Below are 12,061 nucleotides of genomic sequence, written 5' to 3'. Positions count from 1 at the left end.
CATGGGTATGGGCGGTTCTCCAGGCATGGGTATGGGCGGTTCTCCAGGCATGGGTATGGGCGGTTCTCCAGGCATGGGTATGGGCGGTTCTCCAGGCATGGGTATGGGCGGTTCTCCAGGCATGGGCATGGGCAGTTCCCCAGGCATGGGTGGTTTCCCAGGTATGGGTACGGGTGGTTTCTAAGGAGTACTATAACCTTAATTTTTATACTTTATACCTAGATAGGCTACACTTAGTTAGACAGAAAAGTTAAGGTCAACTAGACTAGATCTAATATGAATTAGGAGAATCATGCTTAAGTTGAAGCAAGAATGAAAAAAGCCCCAATCTCTTCAAAATAAAAAGATTGAGGCTTTTTATTTTGTATAATCCCGACTGGGTCCGAAACAATTAGCTTCTTTTTTGATGGGTTAATATGTTATCCGAATGAAAAGGAGAGGTACGGTATTAAAATATTCAATTTGTATATGTATGATTTACGTTGGATTTACAAAGCAAGCTGGTTATAAAAAATGGCCGGGGTTCAAAATGTCGTTGATTGTTTTCTGGATAAATCGACAAATTTAATGGATGTATGAACATTTTAAGTATGCCCAAAAGGCTTCGGGTGAGGAAGCCTTTTGGTTTAGGGTTGTGTGTGAAATGATAACATCTCACATCCTTAGAATACCTAAAAATATTGTAAATTATACAGAATTCCTTCTACATCTAAATCTGTTTTCATTTAAATATACAGGATGTTTGTCACTTTGATACTCGCTTGGTTTAATGAGCCAAGCTAAACAACGCGTGAATATGTGACAAGTAACGAACATTGCTTGCCTGCTTCATTAGGGATGCTGGCATTCCTTTGAGCTGAGTGGAGCTTGCTCCAATTGTGGCAACAGCATCTTTACGGCCTAGGCTTGCAAGCGTTCCTGAGTTGATTGGGTTAAACTCTTCAAATGATTTGTTTTCTAGATATGCAAATAAGTTGTAGCCGATTAGTTCTCCCATTTGCCAAGCAATTTGCGCAGTAGGCGGATATGGACGATCATCTGGACCAAACACAACGGCACAGTCACCGGCAACAAACACATCTGGATGAGACGTAGATTGAAGGTAATTATTAACGGTTGCACGTCCGCGATTCACTTCAAGGCCGCATTCACCTACTAGAGGGTTGCCTTGTACGCCGCCTGTCCAAACGAAAGTATTCGCTACAATCTTCTGACCATCTTTTAAATCAATGATATTGCCTGCAACATTTGTTACGGGAAGACCTAATAGGAACTGAACACCGCGCGCCTCTAGGCTAGTCTGTGCACGTTCAATGAGTGAATCCGGTAGAACGGGAAGAATTTTTGGACCCGCTTCGACAAGCAAAAGTTTCACTTCTTTAGGGTTCACTCCATAGCTTTTAGCAAGGTTAGGAAGTTTATCAGCGATTTCACCGACCAGCTCAACGCCGGTTAATCCGCCGCCGCCGATTAAAATAGTAGCATCAGCTTCATTTTTTGTCTGTGCATATTCATGAATACGCTTTTCAATATGTTGATGGATGTTGTTAGCATCCTCCACTGATTTTAACACTAAGCTATTCTCTTCAAGTCCTGGAATACCAAAATAAGCAGTTTTACTTCCTAAACCGACGACGAGAGCATCATATGTTAAAGTGGAACCATCTGAAAGTTTTACTTCTTTTTTGTCTACTGAAAAAGAATCAACCTTATTGATCTTAAGATCGATGTCTTTTCCCTTGAAAAGCTTCTTCAGTGGTATAGATACGGCTGGCTCAGCGACGCTTCCTGCCGCAAGACGGTGCAACTCCGTGATGATTTGGTGTGTTGGATACTGGTTTACTACAGTAACCTGTGCATCATCCTTGCTTAAGTACTTGCGAACGTTTAAAGCTGCTAGAAGTCCGCCATAACCAGCGCCTAAGATGACAATATGTTTTACCATCATTTATCCTCCATCCTTATTAATTTTGAATATAAAAGATTTATTCGTGTCTATTGTGTTCCCTGCTAATTTGGAGATAGGCATTTATAAAACGGAAAAGCTTCTGTGCTTGCGGGTCTTTCATCATCCTTAAAAGAGTAAAAAGACCGATTACCTCATTGCTTTCCTCAGCACGATCTTTCGCTTCTATAGCAGTGACTGCGATGTTTCTTACGCAGTCTGTTACAGGATCCATAATTTCTTGAATCGCTCCAACGGTATCGCTCTTTAATACCTCATCAGTAGCGACTGCTTGGATAAAGTCATAAGACTTAGTCAATATGCTTACAAGCTCATTCAATTTTGGCAACTGCTCTATTAAGGCAGTTAAGGATTGCTGAACTTCGGGTTTTAATAGTTCATTCAGTACAGCATGTTGTTCCGAATTAGCAGATGAACTTGATAACTCTTGTCCTGCCATTGTTTCTGACATATCTGATTCTCCTTTACGAAAACAATATTGCATAAATTTAGTGGTTAAAGAAAAAGACCTATCTTCCGTAAGATTCCCCAAACTCTTAAGAGCTCGAGATGATTTTTGTATTTTGAAAAATTTACAAGCATATAAATAAATCTTTTGTATAAATTTATCATTGCCATTGAATGCTTAATTATGTCCTATCTTTAGAACCAGTGATAATTTTTAGGAAGATATAAAAATGGTCTAAAAGGAAATAGGCAGTGTTTTTGCGGAATTAAAGCACTGTTTTTTCCCTTTAGTTATGAAAGCATGATTCATGTAGAACATATACGAATTTGGAATTTGACAATTAAGATATTTTGAAAAATAAAGAAAATAATATTGTTATATATGAAAAGAATTATTATAATACCGTTTATTGGAAAGATAGTTATCTTTATGGAGTAAAATGTGATGAAAATGGCCATCCATCAAAAAAGATTATCTGAATCTTTATATCATATGAACATTCAGGGAGATTGTGAAAGGTTGCGCAAGGATAAAATCAAAAGCACAACGCTAGGATAGGGATTGGTACATATTTAATAAAAGTCATTTATTATTCAATCGAAGCTATTGGTAATAGGATTAATTATTACAACTAAATATATAATTTCAATATAAAAAGACAGTGAGCAACAAGCTCCTGTCTTTTTATGTTGAAATTCGAGTCGTAGTTAAAGAAACCTTTATTTCCAGTTACACATGCTATGGGTGTAGAAGTAATCAGCCTATTGATTAAGTTTATGTATTTCCTGAGCCATAGATTCTAAAATATAAACAACAGGTACTTGTGTAGTAATATTAGATTCTTCAAAAAATTCCTCTGTTACATAATAGGGAATGTTTATATCAGAGATTTTTGCAATGGTTGAGAGTGTATTGTTTGTAATACTAATGATTTTACTTCCTTCTTGTTTAAGTTGGTTAAGATGAGTGACGGTAAAATTATTCTCTCCTGAGACAGATAAAGCAATCGTTACGCTATTATTACGGAGTTTAGAGTGAATTGGGAAGTGAGGATCTTTAATATATAGCGAAAATTTACCTAAGCTTGAGAAATATCTTGCACCATACTCAGCAAGAATACCAGAGCTGCCGATTCCAATAAAAATAACGTTATCTGCTTGGATAACGAGACTTGCAGCCTCCTTAATTTTTTCTTCTAAGTCACCCTTTAACGTTCGCTCAAAAAATTCTATTACTGATCGGTGGGAACTTTTTATGAGCGTCTTTTTATTCTCTTTTAAGTGCATTTTAAGCTTTACTTTAAATTCGGAAAACCCTTCGCAATGTAGTTTCCTGCAAAAACGTAAAATTGTAGCTGTTGATACATGGGTTTCATCTGCTAGTTCGCGAATTTGCATATAAGCCACTTTATCACCGTTTTGACAAATATAGTTGTATAAAGAAGTTTCTAATTCATTAAAAGAAGCGATTATGTCATGGGAAAACATTGATCCAGTTTCTCCTTCAGTAAAAAAGTATCGTAACCTGCAAAAAATGATAACTACATTTTAGCACAACTTTTTCATATGAAACATAACGTTACATTTATGTAACAAGTCACTTTTTCCGTTATAAAAAACTAAATACCCTTCATTCATTTACTATCCTGTTAAACGTAGTTATGATTTTTTTGTAGTTACTTATAAGGAAGAGAATTTTAAACAAAAATAATAATGGCATAAATTTCTGGAGGTAATCCAAATGAAAACATATCAATTCCCTCAAGATTTTTTATGGGGAGGGGCTACTGCAGCTAATCAAATAGAAGGCGGATTTAGTGAAGGGAATAAAGGGCTAAATATTGCCGATGTCCTTCCAGGTGGAAACGAACGGTATAAAATATTAATGAATCCAGGTTTTGATTTTGAAATCCATCGTGATCAATACTACTATCCAAATCATGAAGCGATTGACTTCTATCATCGGTATAAAGAAGATATTGCGTTGTTTGCGGAAATGGGTTTCAAGGCATTCCGTATGTCGATTGCCTGGACACGAATTTTTCCAAACGGCGATGAGTTAGAGGCGAATGAAGAAGGATTGGCTTTTTATGATCGTGTTTTTGATGAATTGCATAAATACGGTATTGAACCGGTTGTAACCATTTCTCACTATGAAATGCCTCTGCATTTAGTAAAAGAATATGGTGGTTGGAGAAACCGTCAAGTGGTAACGTTCTTTGAAAGATATGTAAAAGCTATTTTCAATCGTTATAAAAATAAAGTAAAGTATTGGATGACTTTTAATGAAATCAATAGCAGCTTGGTGATGCCGATTCAAGGTCTTGGTTTTTCCATTCAAAAAGAAGAGGATAAATACCAGCCTACCTTTCAGGCATACCATCATCAATTTGTCGCAAGCTCCATTGCGGTTAAAGCATGCCATGAGATCATTCCTAATTCCAAAATTGGTTGTATGATTCTCTTTGCGCCTGTATATGCCTTTGATTCCAATCCGGAAAATGTAATGTATGCCCTTCAGGAAGAACAGCTTTTCAATTACTATTGTGCAGATGTGCAAGTACGGGGTAAGTATCCAGCTTTTATGAAGAGGTACTTTAAAGAACATAATATCGAATTAGAGATTCAAGATGGTGACTTAGAATTAATAAAAGAAGGCACTGTTGATTATATTGGATTTAGTTATTACATGTCCCGCACTGAGAAGAAAGTGAAGACAGATGCAGAAGCAACGCAAGGGAATATTATTGGTGGCATAAGAAATCCGTTCTTAAAAGCAAGCGACTGGGGCTGGGAAATCGACCCTGAAGGATTACGCATTAGCTTAAACAAATTATATGATCGCTATCAGAAACCGCTATTTGTTGTAGAAAATGGGTTAGGAGCCTATGACAAAATAGAAGAAGATGGCACAATCAACGATGACTATCGAATTGACTATCTTCGTGAGCACGTGAAAGCAATGGGTGAAGCCATTGAAGATAGTGTTGAATTAATAGGCTACACAAGCTGGGGCTGTATTGATATGGTAAGTATGTCAACAGGTGAGTTCTCCAAACGTTACGGCTTCATTTATGTTGATAAACATGACGATGGCAGCGGCACATTAGAACGGAAAAAGAAGAAGTCCTTTTTCTGGTATAAAGATGTAATTGCAACAAATGGGGAAAGGCTATAAAAATCTATTAATAGTAATTTTCTTTTTACAAAGGAAATACTTTTGTTAAGGGCTACCGAGATAGCCTATATTCAAAAGACAACAGGTGTAAATGCTTTGCGCAATATTTTATGGGGTTCTGTTACAAAATATGAATTTAAAACAGAGGCTTTGGAGGATTATTATCAGGGGTAACTTCTCAAGCAGGATTTATCGAAGCCAAAAATGTAATTTTAAAATATAAAAAAAGAGAATTAATTTTTAGAAGGAGAGAATAAGTAATCTTATTCTCTCTGAATTTTATGTTATCTAACTTGTAAGGTGCATATGATTTTACGTCAAACGAAAAGAGAATGAGGTTCCTTTAATTGGTGCAAAGATTATGGTCAAATAGCTTTTAACGCTCTTTTGACTTTTCTTGCAAAAGTCAATGGTTCTTCAACAGATTCGATATTGACATAAATCAAACGTGGATTATCGAACAACCATTCATTGTGGATAGACGAAACTATTATTTCCTGAGCTTCAATTACAGTAATAAATGGCTCCACTTCATTTTGTAAAAGTGCTACTCTTCCTAAACATAAAGCTTCGCCACTTAAATTATTTATTGATTCGAATGAGAAAGAAGAAGTTACCCCAAATCTCTTTTCCAAAATCGTTGCGTTTATTTGATCTCGAGATATTGTAGCTACACACTTTCCACCCGCAAATCCTGATTGACCGCCTATAATTTTTGCAAACTTACGACAAAGTGTTTCTTCATTGTTCACCATTTTATTTATCACCTTCTTTACACTGTATTTTGTTTTTTACAACTTTCCTCTTTCTTTTTGCAAACTACGTTAACTCCTATAAAAATATAAATCTTTCATAATATCCTATTAAAATTCAAATAAAGTTGTACAGGCAGTTGCAATAGAGAAATCGTGAATTTATTTTTACTCATCATTTATGATAGGATGACTAATTTGTGACTAGAGGTTTTTTGGTGGCCTTAGAATTGAGAAATACAAAATAAAAACCCCTTGAATATCAAGGGGTTTCAGTATGATCCCGACTGGGTTCGAACCAGCGACCTCCACCCTGTCAAGGTGGCGCTCTCCCTGCTGAGCTACGGGATCAGGAAACTTATATGTAGTATAAACTGATATGCAATTAATTGTAAAATAGTCTTATAGTAAAATCAAGTAGAATATATATTTATTTTAAATTTTTAGACTTTTTTAGGGCGTAATGAGTGTTGATTTTTTACTATTCTATTAATATATTATATAAACGAACAAATAATATTTTGTATAAAAATATATAAATGAAGGGGTATGTATGCGAAGAAAAACTTTTAAAATGTATGTACCAAGATATAGAACAATTGCTATTAATGGAGCAATTCTTGATGTAGATATAACTCATGAGGAATTTTCAGATGAGTTTATGAAATGGGTAGAGTCCAAGAACTGGTCATTTATAGGGATAACGGAGGAGACAACAGAAGAGGAAGCTAGTAATAAGTTTATGGAGTTATTAAAAGATGCGAAAGATAAGGCAGATAAGACAGATGAGGAGGAATAGTGCCTCCTTCTTTTTATGTCGTTTTTTTCTGTATTTTTTTGTAAAATTATGATATAGTAAAAGATAGTGAGTAAAAAACATATATTATTTTATTGTTATATTTATATCTAATAATCTATTTGTACATATAAAGGGAGAGGGAAAAGGAGAGTTGTATGGGAAATTTTAAGAAAATTTTGGTATTAATTATTGCAAGCGGTTTATTTTTTATTGCCCCTGCTAAATTTTATGCAGAAACTCCACCTGTACCAAATGTGTTTGGACAATATGCAGTTTCTATTGATGCGAAGACAGGGGATGTTTTGTATGATAAAAACGCGCATCAGCATGCTTATCCAGCTAGTGTAACAAAGGTATTGACAAGTATTTTATTGATGGAGCATACGAAGCCAGGAGAGCAAATTGCATTTTCTCCAAAAGCTCTTGAAGAAGAAAAAAGTAATTATCAAATTGAATTTCAACCAGGAGAGACAGTAGATCGGGATAATGCCCTTATGATTTTGATGGTGCTGAGTGCGAATGATATGGCATATGCGATTGCAGAGCATATTGCAGGAAGTCCGGAAAATTTTGCGAAGATGATGAACGAGAAGGCACTGCAACTGGGTGCAAAGGATAGTCACTTTGTTACGCCAAACGGTCTTCATGATCCCAATCATTATACAACACCTTATGATATGGCAATGATTACAAGAGGTGTGATGAAGTATCCGGAAATTATAAAGGCAATGAATACGAAACGAACAACTGTTACAACGTCAAGACAAACAGCTTCTATTTTTAATAAAGGAAGATATTTTGAAAATCCATATTGTATTGGCGGGAAAACAGGTTTTACAAATGAAGCTCGTAATACGCTTGTAGAAATAAATGAAAGAGATGGAAATCGTATTATTAATGTTGTAATGGCTTCACAAAAGCCAGAAATTTACGAAGATATGAAACAAATTGCTGATTATGCTTTTCCGCAATTTGCAAAACAACAAGTACTTGATAAAAACAATTGGACAAAGGAAATGCCTTACTTGAATAAGTCAGTAAACGGTGAGTTAGAACGAAGCGTGGATCTTGTATTAAAGCAAGGTGAAGCCAAAAATGTACAAGCTGTTTTTAAGGAAAATCCTATTGATAAAGAAAAAGTATATAAAACAGGTCTTCACCGCGGTGATGTTGTTGGAACGGTAGATATTAAAAAGAATAATGAAACATTAGAGAGTATAAAGGTTCTTTCAAAAGAAGATGTTGCATTTGAGAAGAAAAATGAGATTGAAATAGTAACTTCAACTCCTTCATATGTACGAATGGCTGGAATTGGTGCAGGTATTCTTACTATCATTGGTATTGGAGTATTTCTGTGGAAGCGTAAAAAAAAGCGAGCATTGTCGCAGTAAAAATAGGCAAATAAATTTTGCCTATTTTTTTATTGCGGTCCCTTGTTGTTCATTATAAGATAATTATAAGTTCTTTTGAACGAACGTTTAATTTAAGTATGTTCAACTTTTGCTTACATAGAGACTAAGGAAAGGAACGAGACACATGAAATTAATTTGGAAAATTCTGAGTAATATCATTTCGTTTGTTTTGTTTGCTATCATGGTTTGCTTAGCATTTGTTGTGATTTCAGCAAAGGCAAGTGGCGGCGAACCAACAGTAATGGGATATCAATTTAAGACAGTACTATCAGGGTCAATGGAACCTACGTTTTTAACAGGATCTATTATCGCAATTGAACCAACAAAGGACGGTTCAAAATATAAAAAAGGCGATGTCATCACGTTTAAAGAAAAAGATAATAAGCTTATTACTCACCGCATTATTGATGTGAAAAATACAAATGGGCAAGTATCCTACGAAACAAAAGGGGACAACAATAACGGTCCTGACTTACAGCCTGTTCTTGCTGAAAATGTAGTTGGAAAATATGCAGATATAACAGTTCCATATGTTGGATATCTATTAAACTATGCAAATTCTAAAGCGGGGGCAGCATTGTTACTAGTTATTCCAGGTGTCTTATTGTTAGGTTATTCTATGGTTACTATTTTTGGAGTGATACGCAGCGTAGACTCCGAAAAGAAAAAGAAGTCTTCTGATGTCGAGCATTCTGTATAAAGTGAAACTTCCATCAGTGGGGTGCTCTTCATCCCCCACTGATGGAAGCATGATCAATATGCGGGATAAAATGGTTATACGCTTCGACTATCGAGGGTTAACAAATACATATGGAACTTGGATGTATGTAATATCTTTTCTTTCAATTGGAATTATAAAGTTTTTTATAAAGAACTTAAATGCCCGTAATGGGGGATGTGACTATGAAAAAACCAACAAAAAAAGTAAGAAATATGCTCATATTGCCGTGTGTATGTTCTATAGCCTTTTATATGGGATCTCAAGTAGTAACGTATACGGAAGCATCTTTTTCAAATCAACAAACAGTAGATGCAACTCTATCTGCCGCAACAGTTTTCCCGAAAACAATTGAAAAGTTAACAGAAGAAGCAAGACAACATAGGGAAGCTGCCTTTAATCATTACAATGTAATAAGTAGTGGAACAAACTCACATGCAACTGTTACAGAGTTAGAAAGTAAGCTTGCTACATGGAAACAGAACCGCGAAGTAATTAAGACAGAGATAGCAGCGCTAGGAACCATTTATACAGAGGTTGAATCGTACTACAACAAAGTGGCAGAAGAGATACAAACTGAAAACAAGGAATCCACACAAGCTGAATTCAAATATGTACAAGCTGGGTTTACAACAATTCAAAGTATTCGCAGTGATGTGGACAAGCAAGCGATTTTACAAAAAGCCGATGAGAAGATTCAAGCATTAGAAAAACAAATCAATGAAGAAAAAACGAAACAAGAAAACGAAAAACAGAAACAAGCAAATGAAAAACAGAAACAACCACCTGCACAACCTGAAACCTCTTCTCAGCAAGAGCAACAGCTGAATCAAGTTAACCCAACATCTCCACAATCTGAAAAAAGTAAAGAAGAAGTAAAACCGGAAGCACCAACTCTGCCGGAAACAAATCAGTAATGTAATTTTGAGTCACAATGGTGTCTATTTGTGGGGTATTTGTATGCCAAAAGCAAACGAAACGATGATAAAGAGAAAAGATAAGATGTGCCTTATCTTTTTGCTTGGAAATATTATGTCTGTATGAAAAAAAGAGAATTTGTAAGAAAGATGACGAAAAGGAAAGGAAAACAGAATAAAGTCGGAAAAAATTAGAAAATTTAAAAGTTTTTGGCATTTTATTTCATTACCGTAAGTTCTTTATAATGAACGTAGGGTTGCGTAGGTTGCTTATTAAAGAACATACATAGAGATAAAGAGGGATCATATTTACAACGTTTATGTCGCAACAAAACAATTATTCTATCAGTTACACCTCTTATCTACATAAGAGCTAACTATAAAAAGAAAATTGGGGGAAATTAGAATGGGTCTTAAGAAAAAGTTAGGTATGGGAGTAGCATCAGCAGCATTAGGGTTATCTTTAATTGGTGGAGGAACATTTGCATTCTTTAGCGATAAAGAGGTATCAAATAATACATTTGCAGCAGGTACGTTAGATCTTTCAGTTAGCCCAAAGCAAATTGTTAAAGTTGATAACTTAAAGCCTGGTGATACAGTATTGAGAGAGTTTAAGCTAATTAATAAAGGTACACTTGATATTAAGGATGTAAAATTAAAAACAGATTATAAAGTAGCAGATGCAAAGAGTGATAACGGTACTGAAGATTTCGGAAACCATATCAAAGTTAAGTTTTTCTGGAATTGGGATAAAGAAAGTCAGCCAATTTATGAAACAACATTGGCTGATTTAAAGAACAAAGTAGATGCACCTGATGTAGTTGCAAAAGATGTATTTGCTCCTGAATGGACTGAAGAAGGCGGCTTAAAAGCTGGCTCAGAAGATTACTTATGGGTGCAATTTGTTTTCGAAGATAATGGACAAGATCAAAATATCTTCCAAGGCGACAAATTGAATTTAGAATGGACATTCAACGCTTCACAAACTGCAGGCGAAGAAAAATAAGAAATATAATAAAAGCGGGGGAAATTCCCCGCTTTTGTTATGTAAATAAAAAAGAGTGTCTCCATAGAGAACACTCTGTTCACAATATATTATTTTTGTTTTTGCTTCCACTTATTGAACTCTAAAAATTCACGGAACTGTTCTTTTGAAACACCAGAATGCATGGCTTCTTTAACGAGATTCATCCATTCTGAGTCCATTGCATATTCTTCTGTTGGCTCGTCATGAAGGAGTACATCAACAGGAACATGCAAAACGTTTGAGATTTTTTCAAGGAATTGAATGGAAGGATTTTTTTGTAAGTTCCGTTCGATCGAGCTAATGTATGACTTTGCAACGCCTGCTTTTTCAGCAAGTTCTGTTAACGAAATACCTCTTTGTAGTCGCAGTCGTTTTATACGTTCTCCAATCATGTTAACGCACCTTTCTTACTGTATGTTGTCGACTTAAGATGTAATTTATTATAACACATTTTTCTTTAAAAAGAACAGTGAGGATTAATTCTGTGATCCTTGGTTTGCATGTTTCAAAAAATTCACGATTTCCTGGATAGAAATATTCATGTCTAAAGCTTCCACCAGTAAATCGATCCACTCTTGATCTAGTATTTCGTTCTCATTTATTTGCAAACACGATTCCCCCTTAACACTTCCTATTTATATAAAGATATAGAAATAAATAGTTACATAAATACCATTATAATATTAAAAGCTATAAATCTGTTAAGAAAATGTAAAATTTATGTATAATTTGAAAATTATTTAAAATATAGCTAAGATTTTGTAATTCTATATAGAGATTTTAATAGGTTTATCAATATTTATCAATATTTTCTGAAAATATATAGGTAAATTGGTATATAAGTT

At 35.0% G+C, this 12,061-nt stretch carries 13 protein-coding genes and 1 tRNA gene; 7 read left to right on the top strand and 7 right to left on the bottom strand.

All coding sequences use genetic code 11. The features are described 5' to 3' along the window. Positions 1-184, top strand: a 184-nt coding sequence (locus ACFQZ1_RS07530) for a hypothetical protein (RefSeq protein ID WP_377881493.1), incomplete at its 5' end; no start/stop codon positions are given. A gap of 582 nt (positions 185-766) precedes the next feature. On the opposite strand, the gene ACFQZ1_RS07525 is transcribed toward ACFQZ1_RS07530, so the two are convergent. From ACFQZ1_RS07525 to ACFQZ1_RS07515, 3 genes are all read right to left on the bottom strand, one after another. Next, complete coding sequence (locus tag ACFQZ1_RS07525; protein WP_377881504.1) at positions 767-1,945, bottom strand: NAD(P)/FAD-dependent oxidoreductase; 1,179 nt, start codon at positions 1,943-1,945, stop codon at positions 767-769. Positions 1,946-1,985: 40 nt separating this feature from the next. Beyond that, positions 1,986-2,417: a helical membrane plugin domain-containing protein gene (locus ACFQZ1_RS07520; RefSeq protein ID WP_377881492.1), complete on the bottom strand. Its 432-nt coding sequence runs from the start codon at positions 2,415-2,417 to the stop codon at positions 1,986-1,988. Between the two features lie 758 nt (positions 2,418-3,175). Next, positions 3,176-3,901, bottom strand: a complete 726-nt coding sequence (locus ACFQZ1_RS07515) for a MurR/RpiR family transcriptional regulator (protein ID WP_377881491.1) — start codon at positions 3,899-3,901, stop codon at positions 3,176-3,178. A 253-nt stretch (positions 3,902-4,154) separates the two neighbouring features. Between ACFQZ1_RS07515 and ACFQZ1_RS07510 the strand changes: the two genes are divergently transcribed. After that, positions 4,155-5,591: a glycoside hydrolase family 1 protein gene (locus ACFQZ1_RS07510; RefSeq protein WP_377881490.1), complete on the top strand. Its 1,437-nt coding sequence runs from the start codon at positions 4,155-4,157 to the stop codon at positions 5,589-5,591. Between the two features lie 365 nt (positions 5,592-5,956). Here the strand turns inward: ACFQZ1_RS07510 and ACFQZ1_RS07505 are convergent, their stop codons facing one another. Continuing rightward, complete coding sequence (locus ACFQZ1_RS07505; RefSeq protein WP_377881489.1) at positions 5,957-6,346, bottom strand: DUF1259 domain-containing protein; 390 nt, start codon at positions 6,344-6,346, stop codon at positions 5,957-5,959. A gap of 275 nt (positions 6,347-6,621) precedes the next feature. Next, a tRNA-Val gene (locus ACFQZ1_RS07500) sits at positions 6,622-6,694 on the bottom strand. Between the two features lie 202 nt (positions 6,695-6,896). Between ACFQZ1_RS07500 and ACFQZ1_RS07495 the strand changes: the two genes are divergently transcribed. The 5 genes from ACFQZ1_RS07495 (at position 6,897) to ACFQZ1_RS07475 (ending at position 11,195) form a co-directional block, all read left to right on the top strand. Next, the gene (locus ACFQZ1_RS07495) at positions 6,897-7,142 is read left to right on the top strand and encodes a hypothetical protein (RefSeq protein ID WP_377881487.1); all 246 of its coding nucleotides are present in this window, start codon (positions 6,897-6,899) and stop codon (positions 7,140-7,142) included. Positions 7,143-7,297: 155 nt separating this feature from the next. Further along, positions 7,298-8,533, top strand: a complete 1,236-nt coding sequence (locus ACFQZ1_RS07490) for a D-alanyl-D-alanine carboxypeptidase family protein (protein WP_377881486.1) — start codon at positions 7,298-7,300, stop codon at positions 8,531-8,533. A 145-nt stretch (positions 8,534-8,678) separates the two neighbouring features. Further along, positions 8,679-9,254, top strand: coding sequence for a signal peptidase I SipW (gene sipW / locus ACFQZ1_RS07485; RefSeq protein ID WP_377881485.1), 576 nt, complete (start codon positions 8,679-8,681; stop codon positions 9,252-9,254). A 203-nt stretch (positions 9,255-9,457) separates the two neighbouring features. After that, a complete protein-coding gene (locus tag ACFQZ1_RS07480) occupies positions 9,458-10,189 on the top strand; it encodes a DUF4047 domain-containing protein (RefSeq protein WP_377881484.1) in 732 nt (243 codons plus the stop codon). Positions 10,190-10,595: 406 nt separating this feature from the next. Beyond that, a complete protein-coding gene (locus ACFQZ1_RS07475; RefSeq protein ID WP_377881483.1) occupies positions 10,596-11,195 on the top strand; it encodes a TasA family protein in 600 nt (199 codons plus the stop codon). A gap of 89 nt (positions 11,196-11,284) precedes the next feature. Here the strand turns inward: ACFQZ1_RS07475 and ACFQZ1_RS07470 are convergent, their stop codons facing one another. Continuing rightward, positions 11,285-11,608: a helix-turn-helix domain-containing protein gene (locus ACFQZ1_RS07470; protein WP_377881481.1), complete on the bottom strand. Its 324-nt coding sequence runs from the start codon at positions 11,606-11,608 to the stop codon at positions 11,285-11,287. 84 nt (positions 11,609-11,692) lie between these two features. Next, on the bottom strand, positions 11,693-11,824 hold the full coding sequence (locus ACFQZ1_RS07465) for an anti-repressor SinI family protein (protein WP_377881480.1): 132 nt from the start codon (positions 11,822-11,824) through the stop codon (positions 11,693-11,695). Positions 11,825-12,061 lie beyond the last annotated feature (237 nt).

The sequence above is a fragment of the Bacillus sp. CGMCC 1.60114 genome (assembly GCF_042676365.1).
In the GTDB taxonomy this organism is placed as follows: domain Bacteria; phylum Bacillota; class Bacilli; order Bacillales; family Bacillaceae_G; genus Bacillus_A; species Bacillus_A rhizoplanae_A.
The sequence above is the reverse complement of the archived record's forward strand: the minus strand, read 5'-3'. Positions and strand labels throughout refer to the sequence as shown.